The organism is Bacillus sp. C1 (genome assembly GCF_054570475.1).
In genome coordinates this window covers 39,397-64,297 of the sequence record NZ_JBTMZT010000008.1, presented here as the reverse complement: position 1 = coordinate 64,297, position 24,901 = coordinate 39,397, and the positions used below count along the sequence as shown (strand labels likewise).

23 protein-coding genes and 1 riboswitch are annotated in these 24,901 nt (G+C 36.5%); of the genes, 9 read left to right on the top strand and 14 right to left on the bottom strand.

Annotation, left to right across the window (positions count from 1 at the left end; genetic code table 11):
* Window positions 1–114: 114 nt before the first annotated feature.
* Entirely contained in the window at window positions 115–1,026 is a 912-nt protein-coding gene (locus ACX5JI_RS19310; RefSeq protein ID WP_459502649.1) for a DMT family transporter, read from the bottom strand.
* 127 nt (window positions 1,027–1,153) lie between these two features.
* On the opposite strand from ACX5JI_RS19310, the gene pdxR reads away from it, so the two are divergent.
* Both pdxR and ACX5JI_RS19300 read left to right on the top strand, forming a co-directional pair.
* Window positions 1,154–2,596 carry a MocR-like pyridoxine biosynthesis transcription factor PdxR gene (gene pdxR / locus ACX5JI_RS19305; RefSeq protein ID WP_459502648.1) on the top strand — a complete coding sequence of 481 codons (1,443 nt, stop codon included), beginning with the start codon at window positions 1,154–1,156 and terminating at the stop codon, window positions 2,594–2,596.
* Window positions 2,597–2,852: 256 nt separating this feature from the next.
* Window positions 2,853–3,443 carry a DUF4030 domain-containing protein gene (locus tag ACX5JI_RS19300; protein ID WP_459502647.1) on the top strand — a complete coding sequence of 197 codons (591 nt, stop codon included), beginning with the start codon at window positions 2,853–2,855 and terminating at the stop codon, window positions 3,441–3,443.
* Window positions 3,444–3,525: 82 nt separating this feature from the next.
* On the opposite strand, the gene ACX5JI_RS19295 is transcribed toward ACX5JI_RS19300, so the two are convergent.
* From ACX5JI_RS19295 to ACX5JI_RS19275, 5 genes are all read right to left on the bottom strand, one after another.
* Window positions 3,526–3,723: a hypothetical protein gene (locus tag ACX5JI_RS19295; RefSeq protein ID WP_459502646.1), complete on the bottom strand. Its 198-nt coding sequence runs from the start codon at window positions 3,721–3,723 to the stop codon at window positions 3,526–3,528.
* 95 nt (window positions 3,724–3,818) lie between these two features.
* A complete protein-coding gene (locus tag ACX5JI_RS19290) occupies window positions 3,819–4,079 on the bottom strand; it encodes a hypothetical protein (RefSeq protein WP_459502645.1) in 261 nt (86 codons plus the stop codon).
* A 71-nt stretch (window positions 4,080–4,150) separates the two neighbouring features.
* Window positions 4,151–4,891 carry a metallophosphoesterase family protein gene (locus ACX5JI_RS19285; RefSeq protein WP_459502644.1) on the bottom strand — a complete coding sequence of 247 codons (741 nt, stop codon included), beginning with the start codon at window positions 4,889–4,891 and terminating at the stop codon, window positions 4,151–4,153.
* A gap of 14 nt (window positions 4,892–4,905) precedes the next feature.
* On the bottom strand, window positions 4,906–5,847 hold the full coding sequence (locus ACX5JI_RS19280; RefSeq protein WP_459502643.1) for an aminoglycoside phosphotransferase family protein: 942 nt from the start codon (window positions 5,845–5,847) through the stop codon (window positions 4,906–4,908).
* 14 nt (window positions 5,848–5,861) lie between these two features.
* A complete protein-coding gene (locus ACX5JI_RS19275) occupies window positions 5,862–6,665 on the bottom strand; it encodes a VOC family protein (protein ID WP_459502642.1) in 804 nt (267 codons plus the stop codon).
* Window positions 6,666–6,877: 212 nt separating this feature from the next.
* Here ACX5JI_RS19275 and ACX5JI_RS19270 point away from each other — a divergent pair, with 212 nt between their 5' ends.
* The 5 genes from ACX5JI_RS19270 (at window position 6,878) to ACX5JI_RS19250 (ending at window position 11,631) form a co-directional block, all read left to right on the top strand.
* Window positions 6,878–7,777, top strand: a complete 900-nt coding sequence (locus ACX5JI_RS19270; protein ID WP_459502641.1) for a sulfite exporter TauE/SafE family protein — start codon at window positions 6,878–6,880, stop codon at window positions 7,775–7,777.
* Window positions 7,778–8,252: 475 nt separating this feature from the next.
* A riboswitch (Lysine riboswitch) is annotated at window positions 8,253–8,445 on the top strand.
* A 112-nt stretch (window positions 8,446–8,557) separates the two neighbouring features.
* Window positions 8,558–10,021, top strand: coding sequence for an amino acid permease (locus tag ACX5JI_RS19265; RefSeq protein WP_459502640.1), 1,464 nt, complete (start codon window positions 8,558–8,560; stop codon window positions 10,019–10,021).
* A gap of 129 nt (window positions 10,022–10,150) precedes the next feature.
* Window positions 10,151–10,723 carry a GNAT family N-acetyltransferase gene (locus tag ACX5JI_RS19260; RefSeq protein WP_459502639.1) on the top strand — a complete coding sequence of 191 codons (573 nt, stop codon included), beginning with the start codon at window positions 10,151–10,153 and terminating at the stop codon, window positions 10,721–10,723.
* Window positions 10,720–11,229, top strand: a complete 510-nt coding sequence (locus ACX5JI_RS19255) for a GNAT family N-acetyltransferase (RefSeq protein WP_459502638.1) — start codon at window positions 10,720–10,722, stop codon at window positions 11,227–11,229. The genes ACX5JI_RS19260 and ACX5JI_RS19255 overlap by 4 nt, the downstream gene beginning before the upstream one ends.
* 96 nt (window positions 11,230–11,325) lie before the next feature.
* Window positions 11,326–11,631, top strand: coding sequence for an iron-sulfur cluster biosynthesis family protein (locus ACX5JI_RS19250; RefSeq protein WP_459502636.1), 306 nt, complete (start codon window positions 11,326–11,328; stop codon window positions 11,629–11,631).
* Window positions 11,632–11,753: 122 nt separating this feature from the next.
* On the opposite strand, the gene ACX5JI_RS19245 is transcribed toward ACX5JI_RS19250, so the two are convergent.
* Entirely contained in the window at window positions 11,754–13,916 is a 2,163-nt protein-coding gene (locus ACX5JI_RS19245) for a serine hydrolase domain-containing protein (RefSeq protein ID WP_459502635.1), read from the bottom strand.
* A 281-nt stretch (window positions 13,917–14,197) separates the two neighbouring features.
* Between ACX5JI_RS19245 and ACX5JI_RS19240 the strand changes: the two genes are divergently transcribed.
* Window positions 14,198–15,991 carry a response regulator gene (locus ACX5JI_RS19240; protein WP_459502634.1) on the top strand — a complete coding sequence of 598 codons (1,794 nt, stop codon included), beginning with the start codon at window positions 14,198–14,200 and terminating at the stop codon, window positions 15,989–15,991.
* Between the two features lie 441 nt (window positions 15,992–16,432).
* Here the strand turns inward: ACX5JI_RS19240 and ACX5JI_RS19235 are convergent, their stop codons facing one another.
* Together ACX5JI_RS19235 and ACX5JI_RS19230 are read right to left on the bottom strand one after the other, a co-directional pair.
* Complete coding sequence (locus ACX5JI_RS19235) at window positions 16,433–16,588, bottom strand: hypothetical protein (RefSeq protein WP_459502633.1); 156 nt, start codon at window positions 16,586–16,588, stop codon at window positions 16,433–16,435.
* Entirely contained in the window at window positions 16,585–17,682 is a 1,098-nt protein-coding gene (locus tag ACX5JI_RS19230; RefSeq protein WP_459502632.1) for a response regulator aspartate phosphatase, read from the bottom strand. Before ACX5JI_RS19230 ends, ACX5JI_RS19235 begins: the two co-directional genes overlap by 4 nt.
* A gap of 876 nt (window positions 17,683–18,558) precedes the next feature.
* Between ACX5JI_RS19230 and ACX5JI_RS19225 the strand changes: the two genes are divergently transcribed.
* Complete coding sequence (locus ACX5JI_RS19225; RefSeq protein ID WP_459502631.1) at window positions 18,559–19,320, top strand: class I SAM-dependent methyltransferase; 762 nt, start codon at window positions 18,559–18,561, stop codon at window positions 19,318–19,320.
* Between the two features lie 137 nt (window positions 19,321–19,457).
* Here the strand turns inward: ACX5JI_RS19225 and ACX5JI_RS19220 are convergent, their stop codons facing one another.
* The 5 genes from ACX5JI_RS19220 to ACX5JI_RS19200 form a co-directional block, all read right to left on the bottom strand.
* Window positions 19,458–21,605: a peptidoglycan D,D-transpeptidase FtsI family protein gene (locus ACX5JI_RS19220; RefSeq protein ID WP_459502630.1), complete on the bottom strand. Its 2,148-nt coding sequence runs from the start codon at window positions 21,603–21,605 to the stop codon at window positions 19,458–19,460.
* 182 nt (window positions 21,606–21,787) lie between these two features.
* Window positions 21,788–22,507, bottom strand: a complete 720-nt coding sequence (locus tag ACX5JI_RS19215) for an NAD-dependent protein deacylase (RefSeq protein ID WP_459502629.1) — start codon at window positions 22,505–22,507, stop codon at window positions 21,788–21,790.
* A 68-nt stretch (window positions 22,508–22,575) separates the two neighbouring features.
* Complete coding sequence (gene pcp, locus ACX5JI_RS19210) at window positions 22,576–23,223, bottom strand: pyroglutamyl-peptidase I (RefSeq protein WP_459502628.1); 648 nt, start codon at window positions 23,221–23,223, stop codon at window positions 22,576–22,578.
* Between the two features lie 15 nt (window positions 23,224–23,238).
* Complete coding sequence (locus tag ACX5JI_RS19205) at window positions 23,239–24,201, bottom strand: DUF979 domain-containing protein (RefSeq protein WP_459502627.1); 963 nt, start codon at window positions 24,199–24,201, stop codon at window positions 23,239–23,241.
* 1 nt (window position 24,202) lies between these two features.
* On the bottom strand, window positions 24,203–24,898 hold the full coding sequence (locus ACX5JI_RS19200; RefSeq protein ID WP_459502626.1) for a DUF969 domain-containing protein: 696 nt from the start codon (window positions 24,896–24,898) through the stop codon (window positions 24,203–24,205).
* Window positions 24,899–24,901: the final 3 nt, after the last annotated feature.

Here is a 24,901-nt window from a genome sequence, read left to right as displayed (position 1 = left end):
TCAGAAGGATAACGTTTCTTTGACATAGAAAAATTCTTCTTAAGATAAAACAGATTTTTTAATCTGTCTACCTTAAGAAGAATTTTTCTATTTTAGGACAGCCCCTTCTTCACATTAACTCACTTTTTTCAAACTGAAAGCTGGCTTTTTTACCGCTCCTTTTTTCACAACATATAAACCGATAAATATAACAAGTCCGCCAAGTAATTGCATCATATTGATTCTTTCTCCAATTGTTACAGCCGCAACAATAACTGCAAACAATGGTACAAGATACATATAGACCATTACTTTTGTTGATCCCATTTTACTAATACCAACATACCACATTGCTAGTCCAAAGACTGTCGCAAATAAAATCGAATAACCTAATGACCCCCAGCTTAATGTATCTGTTGGCCACGTTAATGTATTTGTGTTACATAAACAATATATTACAAGTGGCACAATGCCAATGAATGTAGACCAAGCTGTCACTCGCATTGCTGAATATTTTGTAATAAGCGGCTGCGCAAGAATCGGATACCAGCCCCAAGCAATCGACGCGACTAATCCAATTACGTTTCCAAGCCAAGCATACTCATATGTAGATTGATTCGTCTGCCCAGTTAACAATACAAGTGCTGCCCCGCTAAATGATAATAAAGAACCGATTTGAATTTTCATCGAAAAACGCTCTTGTTTGTGTAATACTGCTAAAATCCCGGTGAAGATAGGTGACATTGCGATTAATAAAGATGCATTTGTTGCTGAAGTGTATTTTACAGATAACATAAATAATGTTTGATACAGCGCTGTGCCAACTATTCCAACGGCTAATAACCTCAGCCAATCTTTTCTCTCAATACGTAACGACCGTTCCATAAAAAATGTAATCACTAATAATACCGGAGATGCAATTAAAAATCGTAAGCTATTAAATTGAATGGATGACATGTACGCCACTCCATATTTTCCGATTGTGTAATTCGCTCCCCATACTAAAGCAACTGATATTAGGAGCCATTCCATTTGCCATCGTTTCATCCGAATCTCCCCTTTCACTACTTTAGCATAGTAAAATTGGCTGGATGCTACACCGTCCAATTGGCTGTTTTTTCACCCAGCCAATTTGTTATAATAAGACTAGATAAAGAATAAGGGGACGTTATACATGGAATGGAAGTTAGATACTGACAGTAAGATTCCAATTTATCAACAAGTTGTTGATTTTATTGAAAGGCGCATTATGTATGGAGAGCTTCCTCCTGGTAGTTTTCTCCCTTCGGAACGAAAATTAGCGATCCAACTGAATGTGAACCGGAGTACAATTACAACCGCTTATAATGAACTGCGTGCTATGGGAATTGTGGACAGCACAACTGGAAGAGGCACACGTGTGAGCACACATATGTGGGGCGTTTCTCCTACATTAACGCCAAACTGGAGGGGATTCGTAGAAGGCGGTACTTTTTTACCGAATTTACCACTGCTTCGCCATATTCGCGAACAAGTACAGCAAAATAAAGATATCATTGATTTCGCAAATGGAGAACTTGGCTGTAATCTATTTCCACATGAGCAGTTGCAAAATATTTTACATAAGCAACCTTTAACGCAATCACTTAGCTATGATCATCCACAAGGCTATCTACCATTAAGACAAGCGGCAGCGCAATATATGAAAGATTACTTAAAGATTGAAGCGACCGAACAGTCGATTATGATTACTTCTGGGGCACAACAAGCACTTCATCTTATCGTTCAATGTTTATTAAATCCCGGTGATGCAGTTGCTTTTGAAAGCCCATCACATTGTTATTCATTACCTCTCTTTCAATCAGCAGGGATTCGGATTTTTCCATTGCCTGTTGATGAACATGGAATCAACCCAGAGGACGTACAAGAGCTATATCGGAAGCACCGAATTAAAATGATTTTTTTAAATCCAAATTTCCAAAACCCAACAGGTACAATGCTTCATCCGAATCGGAGAAAAAAATTGTTATCACTCTGTGCAGACTTACGCATTCCAATCGTTGAAGATGATCCATCCAGTTTACTAACACTAAAAAACAGGCAGCCTTGTCCAACTTTGAAGTCCATTGATGAGAACGGAACTGTCATCTATGTTCATTCGTTATCCAAAATGATTGCGCCCGGGATTCGAATCGGTTGGCTTGTCGCCCCGCAGTCAGTAATAGAAAGGTTGTCAGATGCACGGCACCAAATGGAATTAGGAATGAGCATATTCCCTCAGTGGCTCATGCAACAATTTTTTGAAACTGTCCCTTTTGATGTGCATATGAAACAATTACGAACTCAATTAGCCCACAAAAGAAATACACTTGTCGATGCTTTAAACTCCTATCTTCAAGATGAAATTTCTTTTTCAAACCCAAATGGTGGAATTTACATATGGGGAAAATTAAAAGACCCTATTAACGAAAAACAGCTGATTATGCAAAGTTTAAAACAACAAGTAGCCTTTATGCCTGGCAGTATTTTCGGAGCAAAAGATGGTTATATTCGTTTATCATATGGGAAAGTAGATATGAATCAAATTGAGGAAGGGATTTCTCGTTTACACGCTGCTCTTAAGGTTTGTGAAAGATAAAGTAAGACATGAACCAGTGGGGATTTTTCCTCCTCACTGATTATTAGCTCCCACCAGTCGTTTTTTGCTTTTTGCTAGTTGCTCTCCCTCTTGACTGAAGCAAAGCCTTTAAACATTCATTTACAATAAAGAGGATTCTTATTTATATTGCAGAATTCTAAATTGAAAGTGGTTCATTACTTTAGATGAATCAAGGTTATACACTAGATTTATATTATTCAATAATATAAAAAGAATAAACAGAAAGGGGATTGAGATGCAAAAGGGAACAAGGTTATTTTCGCTTCTTTCCTTAATCTTTTTATTATATGTTTGTCAACAAAGTGAACTAGAAGAACCAAAAAGTGAAGATGCAAAAGTGATGGACATTGTTGTAAATTCGGTGAATGAAAAAGACTTTCTTAGTGCTTCCATGGAGGACACAACAAGAATCGTATATCTAGAAATAGCTGATACTGTAAATGTACGTCAGTTAAAAAAAGAGATTAATACTCAGTTCAAGAACCAAGACATTAAACCGTATACGATTAACGTTAGTCAAAGAAATATGGACATCGTAAAAATAGAGAACAGATGGAGCAATATTTACAGTTATATCTATGAGGAATTGTTCCAGAAAAAAGGATACAAAGATTTTGGAATGCGAGCTTATATAGAATTGGACCAACCTATTCCGTTTGTTATATATACTCCTATAAATAATACTGATTCAAAAGCTAAAGAATTCGGGAAGAAGATTGAAAAAGAAATTGATGCTTTACTTACAACAAAGCAAGCACAAAAATGGATTGAAAATGATTTGTATACAATTGAAGTGTATAGCCAGGATAAGCAGAAAATTAACTAACAAATTTACGAACAGAATGCTTGCGTATAAATAAGTCTGTACTTAATCAAAAAGACTGGATATGAGTCCAGTCTTTTTGATTTTATTGCCCCCATATTTTCTTAAAATTCTTCGTATATACAAGAGCAAGTACAGCTTGTGCAATGATAAATAGTGATCCAGTTATTGTTTTTATATTATGATCCAACGCTCCTATTACTCCAAGGGTTACGCCAATTATGATGAAGAATATACTTAGAGGCGGTGTGATTTTCATTAAGATCCTAAAGTTTTTATTCATACAATAACCTCCTAATTTCCCAGAAAATTCTATGTATAAAATAATTATACGATACATTTAAAAATAAATATATACATACACGGTAATATTCACTTTTAAATGTTATATTTTAATTTGAAATTTTTAGGATTATCCGTTTTATAAAAAATAGATACCCACTTTCCCTTTTCAAACATCCATCTATTTTTTGCATATGTCCAAACTTTCCTTGTAGCAATTACTTTTTCTCCGTTTTTCAAGGTGAATTGAATTGTTACTTTTATTCTTCTCCTATAATTTCCTTGTGTGAACTCATTGCCGAAAACATACCTTGAAAATGCAACTTCAAGAATTTCTGCATTTGTTTCTTCCCACAAAGAAACTCACCCCTTTTGTAAATGACTCTTTATTTTAGAAGCGCTTTTTACACCGTCTCAAATACATAAATCTATTTTTTGAACCCTCGATACTTAGCTGTAGTCAATTCTTGAATATATGCATCAAGTTCCGGCATGTCAACTTCTTTCGCTAACTGTATCGCGAGTTCAATATCATATGGAACGCGAACAAGTTGAATGGAAAAACTCGCTGCTTCTTTTTGGCCGTATACCCCTTCAAAAATCAAATAGGAAGCTTGTGTAATCTCAAGCGGATTCCCTACACTCCCAGCATTACATAATGTTTTCCCCCTAAAACTTTGCACATATGCTTGGTGAACATCTCCATAACAAACGACATCTGGCTTTCTTTCACCTTCTATATTTTCTGTAAGATTACTATTTTCAAACATGCTTATGCGTTCTTCTCTTGAAGCATACGGCTGAATTCTTTCGTATAAGCTTCGAGGTGATGCATGAAACATTCTAATGAGTTTTCCGCTCATGATAAACTCAATTGAAAATGGTAACCCTCTTAAATAATCCGCATGGTCTTCTGTCAGCTGACTTTGATGCCACTTCAGCGTCTCAAATTCGGTCGGTTTTGTGATAAAATCATCCCAGTTTCCCATTACAACATGCTCACATTCTTTCCGAATCCGCTCAATTACATCACTAGACTGTGGCCCTTTTCCTACTAAATCACCTAAACAAATAATCTGTTCTATCCCTCTTGATTTTATATCTTCAAGAACTGCCTCTAGCGCAGGCATATTACCATGAATATCTGAAATAACTGCTATTTTATCCATATGGGCACCTCCTATTATTCTATATTTATTATATCTTTATTAAAAGATTTATACCAACTTGGGATATAAGACGTAAAATCATTATGTTCTTCTGCAATCCTTCTTAACCTCATTTTCATTCCATCTAGCAAATTAGGTGTGATTCGATTTGCCCATACAATATCCGCCGGAAAAATCATCGCCGCATACAATGCATATAATTTCCAAAAGTGAAGGGATGGTTCCCCGCCGCAATACCCGTGAACTTGTCCAACTGCAAATGGTATACTTATATCAACTGTAAACAAAGACATTTTGTAAAAGTCATGGATCGGATCTCCGAAATCAAATCTCGCAAAGTCAATGACAGCTCGAAATTCTTTCCGATGAATCATAATATTCGCTGGATGAAAATCATCATGTAAAAATACGATCGGACGACCGCGCAATAAATGTTTATGATTTTCCGCAAAGTTTAACACCGACTTTAGATTGATAAAATCAGTCTTATATTCTTCTAATGCTTGCAAGTATCTCTCGTATTTATTCCACCGATACGTTTCCCAAGACTCTTCTACATTATTTTTCTTTACGGTATGAATTGTCTTTAATACTTCTCCCGCCCTTTTGCCCGCTAAATATTGCTCTTTTTCAGTCAATGTACGAAGTATATCTTCCCCATCTTCTCCTTCAATCCATTCAAACACTTGTACACATCGATTTAAGTTAATCATATTTACAAAATGAAGTAGTTTGGGAATTGGTATTCCGAATGATTGAAAACGACTCATATATTCATATTCTTCACGCTTACGTTCACTCGTTGAAATATCGCATACTTTTATAAAATAATGCTGATCATTTTCGAGCTCAATTTTATATTTTTCATCAAATGAAAAACCTTTTGGGATAGCAGTACATTTTACAATGCGAGGCCAATTTAACTGTTTTTCTAATGCTCTTAATACATCTTTCATATAGATTCCCCCGGTTAATATATGTACGTACTACCTAACACTTGTTTTTCACTCTTCTGCTTATTCACTCCTTGCAGTTCAATCGCAAAAGGATATTCCCCATACTTCACTAACTGTTCCTGGACAAAACCTTCACCGATTGGTTCGCAAAATTGGATGTTTACATTTTTAAGTAATATCCTTTGACAACGTGCATTCCATTCCTTATGAACTTCGGAATGGCTTACTTGTACTTCAAGAATCTCCTTCCATCTCTCTACAATTTCTCGCACATTTTTCACAGCGTAATATATGTTCTGTATTTCTTTTGTATTGTTACTGTGCGGGGCAATGACGCCTACGTTTTGTAAATCTAACCTTCTATTCTCATCAGATTCTTCCCACTGTATAAAGAAAGGAAATTTCGGATTTTCTCTTTCTTGTTCCACAAATAACATTTTCCATTCTATAAGGTGTCCATCATTTCTCATCCGCTTTCCTTCGAGTGGCCCTTTTACTTGCAATCCTTTTTCCACAAGCTTTACAGCTAGCTCTTCGATATGATCCGTGCGAAGAGCAATTTGAAGGATTCCTTCTCCCTTCTGCAATTTCTCTACAGTTTCTCGAACGAGTGGATTATCCGCTTGTATTGCTTTTTCTTCATGTTGCACTGCTAAAAATTCAATATACGATAAATCAAAATAACATAAGCTATTCCACGTTCCCCAGTTTGTATGCTCGCCACCTTGCACAGTGTGGAATCCAAGTTCCTCCATTTGTTTTTCTGCTTCTTTCGGTGTGCACTTGGCAGCATGAACGATATGATCAAATGCTAACATGATTTTCCCCTCCTCTTATTTTCATCTCTCTATTATATAATTATTCTTTCATTTCATTCAATTTTAAAAATTATTAAAAACCTAGTTGATTTATATGATTAATATGCATTATAATAATAAAAAATTGAAATTAAGCTGATTGGAAAAACCAAAGGCTCTTTTCTCACACGAGAAAAGAGCCTTTTTCATTTATTATTACAGGGGGATTTTATATGCAGAAATTAATTATCTTTGCTATTATTGGTTTTTTTGCTCAACTGATTGATGGAGCACTTGGAATGGCGTACGGCGTAACGTCCACTTCATTATTATTAATGTTTGGCATTGCACCTGCCGTCGCTTCCGCATCTGTTCATTTAGCTGAAGTTGTTACGACTGCAGCGTCTGGCGTATCTCATATTCGTTTTGGGAATGTTGATAAATATACCGTTTCAAGACTGACATTGCCCGGTGCGATCGGTGCATTTGTTGGTGCTTGTTTTTTAAGCAACTTACCTGGAGATGTAATTAAGCCGTACATTTCACTCTTTTTGTTCACTTTAGGTGTCTACATTTTATTGCGATTTATTATTCAAAAACAGATTATTAAATCTAATAAGCGTATGTCTAGTAAGCAACTTATACCACTTGGGTTGTTTGCTGGGTTTGTTGATTCAACTGGCGGAGGCGGCTGGGGACCAATTACAACACCAGTACTACTTGCACGAGGAAATGAAGCACGAAAAGTCATTGGCTCCGTTGATACAAGTGAATTTCCAGTATCTTTAGCTGCAACAATCGGCTTTTTCATTTCATTAGGCTGGGAACAAGTAAGCTGGTTTTGGGTATTTGCGCTTATGCTCGGCGGTATTATTGCAGCCCCAATCGCTGCATGGCTAGTGCGAATTGTGCCTTCGCATTTACTTGGTGTACTCGTTGGTGGACTCATTATTTTTACAAATATCCGTACCCTACTTACATCATTTAAAGTGGATCCAACAATTATTAACCTTTCCTATATTGCGGTAGGCCTTGTCGTTATTATTGCACTTTTCATTTCAGTTCGGAATCATGCCGAATCGGCAAAACAAAATGTTGGATATACCACTGGACAAAAGCAAATTTTGCCATAAAGTGAAATGTTAATCAATGGCGGTTTTCTTCATCCCCCACTGATTATTAGCCCTCACGAATCGGGCTTTTACGGGCATCACTGAATTTTGAGGTAGGAGTCTTACTACCCGCAAATAGCGGGATAAAACAAAAATAGTTGTGAAATAGCCAGGTAAGCAAATGTATCATTTGCTTACCTTTTTTAGTTTGTTTAGCACTCTTTACTTTGCTTATAAATAATGTCGAATTTATTTTTCTGAATTTTCTTTTAATTTTAGAGGAATTTCCATATCTTTTTGCGAAACATTTGTATAACAATTTTTTCTTCATTTTTTTACATAGAAAGTAGGTTCGGGCGGAGTTTTGAAAACGTTTCCTATACAATAACCGATTGGTTTTGATATTTTCCTACAAAAATTCCTTGCAATATTTTCAGAAACTAATTACAATTGCCATATATTAAAAATCATAGCAATGAATAAATCCTCATCAATCCGATGAGGTAGAGGTTGCGGCTTTTATTAGTAGGACGGCTGAGACACAGAGAATGTCAATGATTCCGTTTGAAAGGAAATGCTGCCGAAGTTTGTGTTTCTTCTCTGGAAATATAGACTGGGGCTGTCTTCGAATAGGAACAGAACTGTCACGTTTACAAAATACCGTGTAAATGTGGGGTGCTATCTTAACGGAAGGGTATGATGGGGTGGTTATTTGTGAAACATTCCGCCAAATTCCTTTGGCGGTTTTTTGTACTTTTCTCCCCGTTCCTTCCTAATCTTACAAGAAAAGGAGTGTTGAACATGAATAGCATAGCTGATCAAGCTACCTCTACAAAACAATCTACACAAGGACAAGGTGAATTAAAACGCGGATTAAAATCTCGTCACCTTACGATGATTTCTCTCGGCGGTACAATTGGTACCGGACTCTTTCTTGCTAGCGGTGGTGTCATTCATACAGCAGGGCCTGGCGGAGCTCTCCTCGCATATGCGGCAATCGGAATTATGGTTTACTTTTTAATGACAAGCTTAGCAGAACTTGCAGCTTACATGCCTGTCGCTGGATCTTTTAGCACATATGCAACAAAATTTGTTGATCCGTCACTTGGATTTGCACTCGGCTGGAATTATTGGTATAACTGGGCAATTACGATTGCCGCTGAACTTGCAGCCGTAACATTAATTATGAAGTTTTGGTTCCCAAATAGCCCCTCTTTAATTTGGAGTGGTCTTTGTTTAATCATTATGTTTCTTTTAAATTACTTATCTGTTAAAGGGTTTGGTGAAGCAGAATATTGGTTCGCACTTATTAAAGTAGTTACTGTTATTATCTTTTTAATCGTTGGATTTATGATGATTTTTGGCATTATGGGCGGTGAACCTGTTGGCTTTAAAAACTTCACTGTTGCGGATGCACCATTTAACGGTGGCATCATGGCAATTATCGGTGTATTTATGGCTGCTGGTTTCTCGTTCCAAGGAACTGAATTATTAGGTGTAGCTGCTGGTGAAACTGCCGATCCAGAGCGCAGTATTCCAAAAGCAATTCGATCCATCTTTTGGCGTATTCTATTATTCTACATCTTTGCGATTCTTGTTATCGGTCTATTGATCCCTTATACAACCGAAAGTCTTGCCGCAAGTGACGTAACAGTAAGTCCATTTACGCTTGTCTTTGAAAAAGCAGGTGTTGCATTTGCCGCTTCTGTCATGAACGCCGTTATTCTAACTGCCGTTTTATCTGCTGGTAACTCAGGCATGTACGCCTCAACTCGTATGCTTTGGGATTTAGCAAGACAAGGAAAAGCACCAAAATTTTTAGGTAAGTTAAATAGCCGCGGCGTACCTGTTAATGCATTAATCGCCACTTCCGTAGTTGGCTGCGCCGCTTTCCTAGCTTCCCTATTTGGCGACGGTGCTATATATATTTGGTTATTAAATGCCTCTGGAATGTCTGGGTTTATTGCATGGGTCGGAATTGCAATTAGTCATTATCGCTTCCGAAAAGCTTATATCGCACAAGGGAAAGATTTAAATGATTTACCGTATAAAGCAAAATGGTTCCCATTTGGTCCAATCTTTGCATTTTCACTTTGCGTAATTGTTATTCTTGGACAAAACTATGGTGCATTTATGGGCGAATCTATCGACTGGAACGGTGTACTCGTTTCTTATATTGGTTTACCACTGTTCCTTGCGCTTTGGTTAGGATATAAATTTACAAAGAAAACAAAAGTCATTCCTCTTGATAAATGTGAACTTTAAATGATACGGGTCAGCAAACACAACGATGTTTGCTGACTTTTTTGTTTATAGTTCACATTCAAAGGATATATCCCTTTTATGTCGAATGGTGTACTACATGTAAGAAATTAAATATAAAGAAGGTGCGACATGTTTATAAATGCTCAAATTGAAACAGAAAGACTACATATACGTCCGTATAGGATCCACGATGCATCTGCCCTATACGAATTACAAAAACAGCCTGAAGTAAATGTCTATATTCCAGAACCGATTTATTCTCTTCAAGAAATTGAAGATATTATTTACTGGAGCATCGACATGAATAAAATAAACTCTGTAAATCATATTGCTAAATTTAACCTTGCTATTATAGAAAAGTCTCCTCAAAAATTAATCGGCTATTGCGGATTAGGACCATCGGACTTTGAACCAACTTCAACTGAACTATATTATGCACTCTCTCCTGATACATGGGGAAAAGGTTATGCCACCGAAGCGACATCTGCTCTTTTGCAATATGCGTTCTCAGTAATTGGGCTAGAAAGGATCATCGCTTCTGTCTTCCCAGAAAACAAAAAATCTATTCATGTATTAGACAAGCTTGGATTTCAATTTAAAGAAACTGTGCAAAACTTAGAGGAATCTCTCCAAGAGTATGAAGGTATGCTGTACTTTCAGATTACAAAGGAGTTATTTTTACAAAAGGCGGGATTAAAATGAACATTACCCTTGAAGCTGCTTCTACAGAGCAAATAGAAATATTAAAAAATTTCTATGCTCTATATTTACATGATTTATCCGAATTCTCCCCTACCCTTCATCCAAATGAAAATGGATTTTTTGAATTTGATGCTTTTGAACTTATTTGTAAACGTGAAGAGCTTTCGCCTTACTTCATTGTATATGAAGAAAAATATGTCGGGTTTCTACTATTCGCGAAATCACCATTCACAGCTCCTGAAACAGACTTCTGCATTAACGATTTTTTCCTATTAAAAGCGTACCGCGGAAAAAAGATAGCAGAGCTATCAATTTTAGAACTTTTAAAACAGTACAAAGGAACTTATTATGTCATGCAATTAAAAAACAATACAACAGCGGTGAACTTCTGGAAAAAGTTCTACCAAAAGAATGAGATAAAGTATCAAGAAGTTGAGAAAATAAGTGATGACGAGTTATGTTTAGCACAAACATTTACAGTTCCATCCTTACTTTTCAAATCGTGATCCCTCTCTGCTTATCATTCATTGAATCCCTTTACTTCCCTATTCCCCATGTTTTTGCAATAATAGAATAGAAATATAGACAAAGGTTGGGATTCTATGAACATTCGCGTAACTGATGATGCAAAAGCAGTACTACATACACTCAACGCTACTAACAAAAACATCATACGTATTAGAGGCACGATGACGAATTCTTGTAGTATATTTGTTGATGTTGATTTAATTTTTGATGAATATAACGCAAATGAAGTTGTTTATGAAGATACACAGCTTATCATTCAAATGGATGATTTTACAAAAGACTATATCGGCGATACATTAAAACTTGATTATAAAACGACAGGTTTTAGTATTACGACTCCTAGTGAAACGCTTGTATATGGTTTATCGATTAAAAAGTGAAAAGTTCCCCCATGTTTCTTAATCGAAGTATGGGGGAACTTTTCACTAGATTTCGGGCAATAAATAATGCTTATGGTACCACCGCATGCCCTTGTATAAAGGGGCATGTGTCAACTTGAAACTTAACGGCCAAACTCCTTATTGAAAATTTCATTCCGCCCCTCGATGACTTCCGGACCTACTGCATTGATGGCAGTTACAAAAATATGCTCACCTCCTAAAGGTCCACCGACTCTCGTTTCAAATCCAAAAGTACCGCCGGCATGCCCCCAATATGATTGTCCGTCCGGTGTTTTCTCTTCATAAATCCCTAGTCCGACTTTGCCAATCGGTGAATCTACTGCTGTGAGCATCTGATCCATCATCTCTTGATTTAAAAGCTTTCCTCCCAACAGTGCACTGAAGAAAGTGGTCAAATCTTTAACTGTTGAAACCATATTTCCGGCTGCGTTTGCCCATGATTGATTCATTTCTGTTAAATCGTACAAATGACCTGATCTGTCCATATTATATCCTGTAGCGTGCTCACCAGGAATGTGAGGACTCGCTTCCATTACAAATGTCTCTTTTAACTCAAGCGGCTCAATGAAACGTTTCCTAATTTGCTCCGCATACGTATCCCCTGTTACTTTTTGAATAATTTGACCAGCTAAAACCGTATTCGTGTTCGAATAGTTCCACCCCCCTCCTGGTGTAAATACAGGCGGTTTTGCCAGTGCTAATCCGATAAGTTCATCTGTAGTATAGTAATGAAATGGATTTTGAGGCAAAGTAATATCTCGCATATCTTCATCTGTATAGGATGCAATTCCACTTGTATGGTTCAATAACTGACGAATTGTAATGTTATTACCGTCATACCCGTTCCTCTGCACGACTCCCGGCAACCATTTTTCAACCGAATCATCAAGATTCAATTGTTTCTCCTCAGCCAACTGCAATATAACAGAAGCAGTGAACGTTTTTGTTATGCTTCCGATACGAAATGAAAAGTTCGGCTCCACCGGGCGCGGTACTTCGTAACTCGCTGTCCCTGTAGCGTAGGACCAGCGCTTTCCGTCCTTTAATCCACCTGCTATGACACTTGGAACTTTTTTATTCGTTACCACCTGATCCATTACGTACTTGACTTCTTCTCGATGTTTATTTTTCTTTTCCTTGTCTGTGGGTTCCTTTTTTGATTTTGCTACAAATTCTGAAGCTAAAATATTATTGATATGTTTTTCAGCTCCTAATACATTGATATTGATCGAGATAACATGTTGACCATCTTCCGTTCCTCCTGCAAAGTTAGTAAATCCCGGAATCCCCCCGCCATGCCCCCATACTTTGGTACCGTCCGGTAATTTTGTTGCGTGTATGCCAAGCCCATACTTTCCTAACGGGGAATCAACTGTACTAGTCATCATTTCCTTTTGCATCTCCGGTGTTAGCAGCTTTCCACCTAATAAGGCGCGGAAAAACGTCGTCAAGTCTTCTCCTGTCGAAATCATTTCCCCCCCAGCGTTAGCAAATGAAGGATTCAGTGCAGTAATGTCTACTAATTTATCTCCCATATTCAAGTAGCCACGAGCATTTTTTTTCGGAATATCCATCGAACTTCCAGGAAGGAATGTTTCTTTAAGCCCGAGTGGCTCAATAATTCGTTTCTTAATTTGTTCAGCATAGGTTTCCCCAGTAATCTTCTGGATAATAAGCCCAACAAGAACCATATTTGTATTCGAGTATGCCCACCCCGTTACCGGCTCTAACTTCAAAGCACGAGCGATTAATTGTTCAGGTGTATAATTTTCACTTGGATTTTTAAGTAATTTCTCCTTAAGCTCTGAAGTCAAGAAGTCTGGAATTCCGCTTGTATGATTTAATAATTGCCGAATTGTAATTTTGTTTCCATCATAGCCTTTCCCCTTTATGAGCCCCGGCAACCATTTCTCTACCGTATCATCGAGATTGAGCTTCTTCTCTCCAGTAAGTTGTAATGCAACTGTAGCAACAAATGTCTTCGTTGTACTCCCAATCCTAAAAGTAGAATCAGCGTCCACTTTATGATTTCTTTCGATGTTTGCTTCACCAGAAGCATATGCCCAGCTTGCCTCTCCTTTTTTTACGGTAACAATAACACCTGGAATATTTTCAGTATTAGCAGCTTTATCCACAGCCTGTTGCGTTGATGTCTTTTTATACACCGCGTGAACATTTCCATAAGTAGGTAATGCTAGTGTCCCAGCCAGTATCGTCGCCGTTAAGGTAAGTGCAGTTCCTTTTTTAATGATGAATGATTTCATAATGCATCGCTCCTATTATTTTGAATTTTTCTGTTGCTTCACACCCTCACCTTAACTTCGAAACCGTTAAATGACATAGTGACGAAACGACTACATTTTTCATGACAGATCTGTCACATAAACCGTGTGATAAATTGTCAACTATCTCATATGACATGTTTTACAGCCAATCTCTAACCTTTCTCCCTCTTTCTATTGACGAATTGGCAGTTATGTTACATGATGAATCTGAATAATTAGAAAACTAACTTTAAAAACATACAAGTAGGTGTGCATAATCTATGTTCTCAGTAATAAAAAAATGGTTTTGGTATGATTGGATATTTGTATCCATACGAACAGTTTGGCTGTTCGTTATTATAAGTGCTAATTTTATAAATCCAGCATTAATCAATACGTCACTTTGGATTGTACTTTCCCTTGCTATCGTCGTTTACTGTGTTCCATTGATTGTCCTCTATAAAAAAGAAGACTGGTATCTTGCAGTCGATGTCACAGCATCGGGCTTATTTTATCTTTATTTAGCCTATGTAGCGCCAGGATTACTTTGGTCTTTCGTTTTACTCGTGATGATTATCGGCTTAGCAAACATTCAAAAAAATTATGTGTGGACAGGTGTCCTCTGTGGAATCGTATTCCCAGCATTGAACAGTTGGATTGCTGATTATCTTCCGTATGAGTTTATCGTTAGTTGCAGCATTGGTTTTGTCATTGGAATGGCATTTAATGTATTAATTCAGTACCATAAGCAAGCTCAGATTATACAAGCGCAAAAGCTGTTACTGGAGCAACATATTAAACGGATTGAGGAGCTTACGCTCATAGAAGAGCGCAGCCGGCTGTCACATGATCTGCATGACACAATTGGTCATACCCTTACCTCTCTCATCGTCGGTATCGAATCAATGCGATCGTCAGTGCCAGATTCACAGTTTGAGAGAATTGATTCACTTGTCGGCATCGCCCAGCACAGTCTAGATGATATCCGAAAGCACCTTCATCAGCTCTCTCATAATTCATTACATCATTCGTTAAGCGAATCACTGAGACAATTAACTGAAGAGTTTATGAGGTCGACAGGTACAACGGTTACATTCCGTATGATTGGCAATGAGACTCTCATAACGCCAAAAATAAACTTTTGCTTATATCGCTGCCTTCAAGAGTCCCTAACAAACGCGGTTCGCCATGGCAAAGCGAGCGCGATATCCGTTCAACTTTATTTCGATAGACAACAACTCCGGTTACAAATTGAAGATAACGGCATCGGAATGGAAGAAATCCAATTTGGATTTGGGCTCAATGGGATGAAGGAACGGCTTGAACTATATCACGGCACATTGTCTGTTCACTCTGGTACTGAGCAAGGAACATTCGTTATATGTAATATTCCGTTACAGACAGAGCTTGTACATGACACGATCCGCCTGTTGATTGTTGATGATCAAGCACTTATTACCGACAGTTTGGAGCAAGTTTTAGAGCAGCATACTGATTTTACCGTTGTTGGTAAAGCGAAGAATGGGCTCGAAGCATTAGAGCATTGTGAACATTCACATCCTGATATCGTGCTAATGGATATTCGTATGCCAGGAATGGGCGGGCTTGAAGCTTTACTTGAGATGAAACAGCGATGGCCTGGTATGAAGATTGTGCTCATGACAACATTTGAGGATTCCTTACAGGCAGCAACTGCATTAGAGCACGGAGCAGAAGGCTACATGCTGAAGTCAATCCATCCACGAGAGATGAAAGAAGCCTTGAAACTTATTTATAACGGAGGAACCTGGATTGATCAATCGGTCGCTACGCGAGTTTTCGAAGAAATGAAACGTCAACGCGAGCAACTGGAGAAAATCAGCTCAAGTAAGGAAAACTATCCGTACGGACTTACGAAACGCGAGATGGAAATTTTGGAGCATCTGTCGAACGGGCTTCGCTACAAGTCAATTGCCGCTAAGTTGTTTTTATCGGAGGGAACGATACGTAATTACTGCTCGAACCTTTACTCGAAGCTCGGCGTCAACAACCGCGAAGAAGCAATCAAAAGGGCGCGAACAGAGAATATCTTGTAGACGCTGTAGGACCTTCTGGTAGTACTCACGATTTAGATCATCTCGATATATTTACGCTTGGCGAAGAAAAATGGAGACAATTCACGCAGTATTAAGATGGAAAATAAAAGTAAAATATTATTCACTCCCATACGAGTTATTAAAATCCCCTTCAATAGAGTAGGTGATATCTTCCAAAGGATTTTTAATCAACTCTTCTAATATCGTACTTGTGACGTATAAAAGGATTATTTTGTTCAGTTTTGATTATCGTAGATATTAGCTATCACAATTAACATCATTGAAAAACTTAAAGAAGAATCTTGTACATTTTACATTCCCCCCTTTAGAAAAGGGGGAAATTGATTGGTTTAATCTTTTGAATATGAATACTTAAATCCGGATTCAACGCCAAATAAAAAAAGAACTCTTTTAAAAGAATTCTTTTTATACTTATTTTGTTTACCAAGCATCTCCATGCATATATTGTACGATATTCTCTGTTGAAGATTTAGCAACCTTTTGAGCGTCTTGTGCTTCATATGACGAATTGTTTAATCCCCCCAGTAAAATTACTGTGAATGCAAAGCTAATTGTTCCAAATAGTATTTTTTTCATTTCAAAGCCCCTTTCTCAAACTCTTCTTCTCTTTTTTTATGAGCTAGATAAAAGTATTTACTAGCTTTTACAGGATTACCACTCTCATAAAACTGAATCGCTAATATATCTGAATATTCTTCGACATACTTCCATAAACCTTCTTTCTCAAAAAAACTAAAACTTTCTACAATAATTTTTTCTAATTCTTCGGCTGTTACTTTTTGATTTATAGCTTGTAAGATTATAAAGTGATGTTCATATTCTGCTTGATCTAATTCCTTACAAACCTTCATACCTTTTTGAATCAAATCCGATGCCATTTTTGTTTCACCTAATTTAACATATGCTCTAGCTTCTAGAAAAATCGCTCTAAAATGATTTGGAAGTTCTTTTGTTACTTCGGATAAATAACGGATTGCCAATTGAGAAAGATTTTGTTCTGTATACATAAACCCTAAATTATGTCGAATCCTTAAAATGAAACTTCCATCATTTTTCATATTTCGTTTTTGCAGGATATCCATTGCAGATGTAAAATGTATTTCGGCATGTTCAAATTGTTTTATTTGTACACAAGCAAGTCCTAGTACATTATAACAACTAGCTATCTTAAATTCATGTCCAAAATGTTTAGAGAATATATCCTTTGCTTTAGATGCATTTTCAATAACCAAAAGGGGTTGGTGAATATAATAACAAAACAGAGAATACTTAGAATAAAATTCCGCCTTTTCTAATTCATCAGGGGCATATTTTAAAAGAATTTCAGCTTTCCCGTAAAGTTCTTTCGCCTTCTTATAATGTCCAAGTAATGTTGCTTGAGAAGCTCTAAAAAAATAATAGTAATATTCCATAAGACTATCTTTTGGTACATCTAGGGATTCGATTATATAGACATCTACATCATTTTTATTAATTAACTCTGCATGTCTATAATTCAAGAGTGAATAATACAACGTTATATTTTTTTCTTGTTCTTCTACATTTTGAATTTTAACTTCTATTTCCTTTTTTAATTCTCCCGCTCTTTCAATGTTTTGCATACGAATTTCTCGATACCACTCATAAAGAAGTGACTTAATATGCTCTTTTGTAATCACTTGTATATTCATAGACCCCTTCTCCTTTATCTGTAAATTAATTATATAATAGCAAAAAAACAAAATAATAAACGGAATATTCCGAAAAAACAAACCAAAAAAAATATTTCTCAATACAATACCCCTAATTAAGCAAGGCTATCACTAATTCATTCCATATTTATATATTTAAAATAAATATAATTTAATTTGCATTTATTTGAAGTTCATTTATTAATAGAAGATAGATTATAGCGTGGATTTTGTAGTTTTATTGAATGTAAGGATCATACATTCTACCTCATTCTTTTTTATACTAAATTCTAATTCTTTATGTTTTCCAGGCTCATCATGGTCTTGTCCAATTTCAATTTTCCCAGTATGGGATTTTTCCGCAGTACATACTACACTATGTATTCAGTTCATCTTTAAATATAACGTGTACTCCATATTGGGTTTGTTTACTATCAAAAAATGATTTCATTTCTAGAACATCAGATTTCTTATAACTATTTTCTTTTAAGTACTACATAATATTTACAATTTTTTCTCCCTTTACTTTTAGATCTCCCGTAATAAAAAACAATGTATCAAGTTTTTCCCCAAAAAGAACAAACTTATAAAAAGTGAAATGCAAGTAATTAGAAAAAATATTTTTTATTCTCCATATAAGTCCTACCAACCTAATACTATGATTTCACATTATATAAATCCTAAATAGCCGTCATTTTTTTACTTTTAGAAGGTACTCTACTCATAAATCTAGAAAGTAAAACAATATACTTTTTGCCAGGAGTGATTCCTATGAACATACTAGAATACGAAACGTAACAACCGTATATTGTAATTAGAGGTCCCCCTCCGCTGTTTATTCACCCTATTTTAATAGAATGAACAGGAGGATTTAGCATGAAATATGATACATTATTTTTAGCACTTTTAGAACATGCCAATAAGAGCTTTAGCGGATGGGATTTTTCCTTTATTACAGAAACTGGTCGTATGAAAAGTCAACCTCCTTCTTGGTCTTACGGTAGCATGGCTTTTTCACTTATGCAAAATGCCACTTCCGTGCTTGATATGGGAACAGGCGGTGGTGAATTTTTATCCTTGTTAAGACCTTTCCCTTCTACTATTTATGCGACGGAAGGTTATACGCCTAATATCCCTATTGCGAAAAAGAAGCTAGAACCTTTAGGTGTAAAGGTTCTAGAAGTAACGGATGACAACATCTTACCGTTTGATGACGGGCAATTTGATTTGATTTTAAACCAACACGAATCTTACTCTGTTTCGGAAGTAAAAAGGATTCTGTCTCCAAATGGCATCTTTCTTACACAACAAGTAGGTGGCTTAGATTGTGCGGAAATCAATGAGGCACTCGGCGTACCACTCAATCCTGAATTTACAGATTGGAAGTTAAAATCGGCTCTAAACGAACTTGAGCAACATGGTTTTAAAGTTTTAACATGTAAAGAAGAGTTTCCCGTTCAAAGGTTTTATGATATCGGTGCTTTCGTCTATTATTTACAAGCAATTCCTTGGCAAGTGCCTGATTTCAAAATTGAAACATATGTAAATGAGCTATACAAAATACATCAACGTATCGTGCAACATGGGTATTTTGATGTGAAACAACATCGTTTTATGATAGAAGCTCAAAATATGTAAAATAAAAAAGCGTCCTAATAGGTATATTTTCTTACCTATTAGGACGCTTTTTCGAATGAATGATTATTCTAACATTTTAGCTTTTGAAAAAGGATAATATACAAACTCTACTTATCCTATGTAAATCTACAAGTCTTTTATTGTTGTTTCTTTGGCTGTTCTACAGGAGGTGGGTTCCCGCCCATCCTTTTCACTTTCAAATCAAAATATGCATCTAAAATTTCTCTTCCAATTTTAGAATTAATACCTGATTTATCATCGTTTACCCATGGTACTACTACAGAAAATGCAACTTCAGGATCAGCATCATACGGTGCATAACCAGCTAAGGTTAAATTATAACATTTTTTTCTATCTCCATTTCCGTCTTTACCTATATCACTATCGCCACCGTATATTGTTTCTGCTGTTCCTGTTTTGCCAGCAGGCTTATACGGTAGATTTTGAAAGTAGGCTACACCAGTTCCATCCGTTTCCTGAAATACCTTCCTAAATCCTTCTTTTACTTGATTTATATGAGAAATATCCATGTCTATACGATTTAAAATAGCCGGCTCTATTGATTGAACGACCTTACCGATATCCTCTGCTTTATTTGGTTGCTCTCTAATTTCTTGTACAATTTGTGGTTTCATACGATAACCACCGTTCGCAATTGTTGAAATATACTGTGCGAGCTGAAGAGGTGTGTACGTATCATATTGGCCGATTGAATAATCAAGTAAAAATCCTGGTGTATGATCTTTTCTTCCTCTTTGTCCTGCTGTCTCATTCGGTAAATCAATACCTGTCGGAACACCTAAACCAAATTGTCCAAAATGATAGCGCATTTTATCAAAAGCTTCTTGTTTAATATTTAACGGACTATTTGGTACGTAATCAACCCCGGCAATCTTTAAAGCGGTGTTAAACATATATACGTTAGAAGAAACTTGTAACGCTCTTACATCATCAATATCCCCAAAATCCTTCCATGATTTCTTTGCTTTTGTTGTTCCTTTAAATGTCATTGGTGCATCAAAAAAATGAGTAAATGGTGTAATCGCACCCGTTTGATAACCTGTTAGTAACGTAGCTCCCTTTACTGTTGAACCTAACTCATACGAACTTGTCATTGTACCAAGTGCATAATCTTCTACTTGTATATTCCCATCTTTATTTACTAGTTTTTTTCCTGAGATGGATAGCAGCTGCCCATTTTTAGGATTCATCATGACGACAAAAGCACGATCAAGCATTGGTTCTACAGCTTTGAACGCCATTAAGTTTTTCTCAATACTTTCTTCCACTCTCTTTTGCAGTTCCATATCAATTGTTAACATTAAATTGTTTCCGCTTCTACCTTTCGTAACTTGTTCTGTACGAAGGATTTTCCCTTCTTTATCTGTAATGTTCTTCGATTGTGCTTTCGTTCCATGTAACACATCTTCATATTGCTTTTCAATATAACTCTTTCCAACCCGATCATTACGATTATAATCTCGAACTAAATAATAATCTAATTGCTCCTTCGGAAGTCCTTCATCAGCACTTGAAACATTTCCGAGTACAGAACGAAGTATCTTATCATAGGGATACTCGCGCTCCCAATCTACAGTTGTATCCACACCTGGAAGATCCACTAACCTTTCACTAACCACTGCATATTCTTCAGGTTTTACATCTTTTTTTATGATTTTAGGAGTCATATTATATCCTGTATTCATTTTACTTTTAATAGCTAGTACTTCTAAATCTTGCGTGGTAAGTTCATTTAACTCTTCCATTGTAATTCGTTCACGCCTCAGTTCTTCCACCTTTTTATCAAACTCTTTTCCCTCTATTTTCTTTGCTCTTAATTTCTTTTCATCATCTTTTGTCACTTTTTCTGCTGCTTGTTTCTTATGTAATTGCATCCAAAAATCTTTCTTATCTACCTCTGTTAACTTATCCATTTCCTCCTGAGGCATTTCAATTATCTTCGCGAGTTGTCTTGCCGTATGTAGCATTTCATCTGAATTCAAACCTTTCACTTTCGTATATGTAATTGTACGTAACGGTTTATTATCCACAATCGAGTGACCTTCTCGATCAAAAATTTTACCACGCGGGACAGGCGTACTAACTGTTGAATCTTCCTTTTTTCTCGTCTCATTTGTATATGTTTCTCCATCAATAATTTGAACTTTCCCTAACTGAACAATAATCGTTGAAAACATAAGAAATACAAAGAAAAATAACACATTTAATCGAAAAGGAATATGGGTTTTCTTTTTCCGTTTCTTTTTCTGCTCTTTCTTTTTCATTCAACTCTCCTCTTTCTATTGTCTAAAATATCTTTATCTCATCTGGGGATAAAAAATCTTCTCTACTAACAATATTAAATCACATAGATAATATAATTTATAGTGTTTTAAAGAAGATTACGAAAATTCGAATTTCTAACAAAAAAACCGAGATACATTCTCTTATCTCGGTTTCTCCTATATCATTTAAAACAATCTACAAACTGCCCAATCTTCTGCTGAAAGACATAATCGAAATTATACTCTTGCCCAGTTAACTCTTCATTCACTAAAATAGTCGTTGCCCCTACTTCTCTTTTTGCAATTTGCGGGAATGATGCAACCGGCTGAACTTTTAACGACGTTCCCATCACAAGTAATACGTCTGTATCATATAAACGTTGTATTGCATTTTGATACTGTGGCAATGTATCACCATATAAAACGACATCAGGGTTTAATATAAAATTACACTTTTCACACCGTGGTACTTCATGGTCTATCATATATTGCAAATCATATTTCATTTTGCATTTTGGACAATGCGCTGTTTGAAGTGTACCATGTAAATCGATAACATGTTTACTACCACCTAATTGATGTAAACCATCAATATTTTGTGTTAATACCTTGATATCTTTCCCCTTTTTTTCTAAATCCGCTAAAAACTCATGCCCACGATTTGGTTTATATTGATGAAACGTATTAATTTGAAAGATTTCTTTATAATGCTTCCAAAATTCTTTCGGATTTCTATGATAATAGCCTCTTGATAAGTACATTTCCACTTTCGCATCTGCGTATAAACCATTTGCTGAACGAAAATCTGGAATTCCACTTTCAGTACTTGCGCCAGCACCAGTTAATACGGTGATCTTATTTGCTTTTTCTATAACCGAACGAAATTCCTCATATTGCCGCATTACTTTCACCTCTATGTATAATTCTTCCTTTATTATAACATTTGTCCATAGTAGGTGCTGTATTTTTATTAGTGTGTCGTCCCGCCACATTCTACAATATCTGTTTCTACTTCCAATGCAACTTGTATTAACAATTCAATTCCTTTTGTAATAACAGGCAGTGACATACTCGGTTGCCCAAGGTGATTGCTTGCTTGTTCTGGTAAAAACGGAATATGTATGAAACCTCCACGAACTTCATTTTCACTTGTTGCTAATATATGCATCAGCCCATAAAAGAGATGATTACAAACGAATGTACCTGCAGTTTGTGAGACAGAAGCTGGTATTCCTTCTTCTCGAAGTTTTTTCACAATTGCCTTTAGGGGGAGTGTAGACCAATATGCGGCAGGCCCCCTTTCGATAATAGGTTCATCCACTGGCTGGTTTCCTTCAGTATCAGCAATTCTTGCATCATCTACATTAATTGCCACTCGTTCCACTGTAATGTCTGGTCTTCCTCCTGCTTGCCCTATACATATAACAAGCTCTGGTTCTACTTCCTCCATATAAGACTGTAGCACTTGTAACGATTTATGAAACACAGTCGGAACTTGTTTACTAATAATCTTGTAATCTCCAATCACTTGTCCATCAAGCTGCTTTGCAACTTCCCAAGCAGGATTCATTTCTTCTCCACCAAAAGGTTCAAACCCTGTTACTAACATTGTCTTCATCTTTCTCACTCCCTACTAAAATCTATACACAAGTCCGTACATAATAAACATGTTAATCACAAAAATGGTAAGTGCAACTGGTACTTGCGCTTTAATGACTGCATTTTTATCTTTCAATTCTAATAACATCGCTGGTACGATATTAAAATTCGCTGCCATTGGCGTTAACAACGTCCCGCAATAACCAGCAAACATACCAAGTGCTGCCATAATCGCTGGATTCCCGCCATGCATTTGAACGATAAGTGGTAAACCAATCCCGCCCGTAATAACAGCAAAAGCAGCAAAGGCATTCCCCATGACAACTGTAAATAACATCATACCTACACAATATGCCATAACAGCAACAAACGGATACTCTGTTGGTAAAACTTGTCCAACTAAATCTGAAACAACTTGGCCAACACCAGACTTTGCAAAAATACCGCCAAGCGCCGCTAACATTTGTGGTAAAATTACGGCCCATCCAACAGCTTGTAACAATCTACTTCCTTCTTGCACAGGGGCTGTTATTTTTGCTTTTGTGATTCCCATCGCTGCTACGAAAGCGAGCAATGCTCCAAGAGCTAATGCAATTAATGTGACTTTATCTGGGTCAACGAGAAGTACATTTCCGAACTTCACCTTCCCTAAAGTTAACGTACCAATAATCGTAAAAATAGGAATTAAAATAGCAGGTAGGAAAATTTTATTTCTTAATTTTTCCGCATGTTTCACACGTTCTTCAGTAGGTGCTTCTTTTTCATTCGATTTCGTTACTTTATTCAATGAGGCTAAAACGACCATCGCTAATACAATACAGCCAATATAAAATGATGGAAGTATGTTTCCAAATAAGAATGTAATAGAAAATAATGCCCAAAACAAACTAGAACCAAGACGATTTGGATGCTCTCGATCTAAAGCGACACGAACCGCAACAAAGGCAACAATCATACCTAATAAATAATAAAGTGTATCAAGTGTAATCAGATTCATCTTATATCGCCTCCCTTTTTTGATCTTCATCTTTTTTCATTGTTTTTTCAATATACTTATCAAATCGTCGAAAGCGGATCCAACTTACAATAAAAGCTGAGATTGCCGTAGGAATTCCCCAAAGCGCCATATCCCACACACCAACATGCATTCCTACAGAATCAAAAAATCCTTTCATTAGTAGAATTGCCCCAGTTGCTATAAAAATATCTTCACCAAAAAACCATGCTGTATTTTCAGCTGCCGCCGCATTTGCTTTAATCTTTTCCTTCAGTTTTTCTGGAAGTTTTCCGTAACGACCTTGCGCTGCTCCCTCTGCCATCGGTGCAACTAACGGTCTTACTGTTTGTGCATGCCCGCCAATATTAAGACCTACTGCCGCTGATCCTTCGCGAATCGTAAAATATGACATTAACACTCTACCAGTCGTTGCTCCCTTAGATTTTGATATTAACGCTTCTGCACGTTCTTTCAGTCCATAGCGTTCTAAAATTCCTATTACAGGTAAAGTTAATAATATCGGCATAGACATATATCTGTTTTCTATAAAAAACTTTCCAAACATACTAATCACATCATAAAAACTCATCCCCGAAACCATACCAGTAACAATTCCTGCGACCATAACAACTAATAACGTGTTAAGGCGAAATAAAAAACCAATCGCTACAAGTAAAATCCCTATTAATTTCACCATGTC

Bases quoted from the DNA above. Each gene is read 5' to 3' on its own strand.
- ACX5JI_RS19310 (WP_459502649.1), bottom strand. From the start codon at position 1,026: ATGAAACGATGGCAAATGGAATGGCTCCTAATATCAGTTGCTTTAGTA.
- pdxR (WP_459502648.1), top strand. From the start codon at position 1,154: ATGGAATGGAAGTTAGATACTGACAGTAAGATTCCAATTTATCAACAA.
- ACX5JI_RS19300 (WP_459502647.1), top strand. From the start codon at position 2,853: ATGCAAAAGGGAACAAGGTTATTTTCGCTTCTTTCCTTAATCTTTTTA.
- ACX5JI_RS19295 (WP_459502646.1), bottom strand. From the start codon at position 3,723: ATGAATAAAAACTTTAGGATCTTAATGAAAATCACACCGCCTCTAAGT.
- ACX5JI_RS19285 (WP_459502644.1), bottom strand. From the start codon at position 4,891: ATGGATAAAATAGCAGTTATTTCAGATATTCATGGTAATATGCCTGCG.
- ACX5JI_RS19280 (WP_459502643.1), bottom strand. From the start codon at position 5,847: ATGAAAGATGTATTAAGAGCATTAGAAAAACAGTTAAATTGGCCTCGC.
- ACX5JI_RS19275 (WP_459502642.1), bottom strand. From the start codon at position 6,665: ATGTTAGCATTTGATCATATCGTTCATGCTGCCAAGTGCACACCGAAA.
- ACX5JI_RS19270 (WP_459502641.1), top strand. From the start codon at position 6,878: ATGCAGAAATTAATTATCTTTGCTATTATTGGTTTTTTTGCTCAACTG.
- ACX5JI_RS19265 (WP_459502640.1), top strand. From the start codon at position 8,558: ATGAATAGCATAGCTGATCAAGCTACCTCTACAAAACAATCTACACAA.
- ACX5JI_RS19260 (WP_459502639.1), top strand. From the start codon at position 10,151: ATGTTTATAAATGCTCAAATTGAAACAGAAAGACTACATATACGTCCG.
- ACX5JI_RS19255 (WP_459502638.1), top strand. From the start codon at position 10,720: ATGAACATTACCCTTGAAGCTGCTTCTACAGAGCAAATAGAAATATTA.
- ACX5JI_RS19250 (WP_459502636.1), top strand. From the start codon at position 11,326: ATGAACATTCGCGTAACTGATGATGCAAAAGCAGTACTACATACACTC.
- ACX5JI_RS19245 (WP_459502635.1), bottom strand. From the start codon at position 13,916: ATGAAATCATTCATCATTAAAAAAGGAACTGCACTTACCTTAACGGCG.
- ACX5JI_RS19240 (WP_459502634.1), top strand. From the start codon at position 14,198: ATGTTCTCAGTAATAAAAAAATGGTTTTGGTATGATTGGATATTTGTA.
- ACX5JI_RS19235 (WP_459502633.1), bottom strand. From the start codon at position 16,588: ATGAAAAAAATACTATTTGGAACAATTAGCTTTGCATTCACAGTAATT.
- ACX5JI_RS19230 (WP_459502632.1), bottom strand. From the start codon at position 17,682: ATGAATATACAAGTGATTACAAAAGAGCATATTAAGTCACTTCTTTAT.
- ACX5JI_RS19225 (WP_459502631.1), top strand. From the start codon at position 18,559: ATGAAATATGATACATTATTTTTAGCACTTTTAGAACATGCCAATAAG.
- ACX5JI_RS19220 (WP_459502630.1), bottom strand. From the start codon at position 21,605: ATGAAAAAGAAAGAGCAGAAAAAGAAACGGAAAAAGAAAACCCATATT.
- ACX5JI_RS19215 (WP_459502629.1), bottom strand. From the start codon at position 22,507: ATGCGGCAATATGAGGAATTTCGTTCGGTTATAGAAAAAGCAAATAAG.
- pcp (WP_459502628.1), bottom strand. From the start codon at position 23,223: ATGAAGACAATGTTAGTAACAGGGTTTGAACCTTTTGGTGGAGAAGAA.
- ACX5JI_RS19205 (WP_459502627.1), bottom strand. From the start codon at position 24,201: ATGAATCTGATTACACTTGATACACTTTATTATTTATTAGGTATGATT.
- ACX5JI_RS19200 (WP_459502626.1), bottom strand. From the start codon at position 24,898: ATGGTGAAATTAATAGGGATTTTACTTGTAGCGATTGGTTTTTTATTT.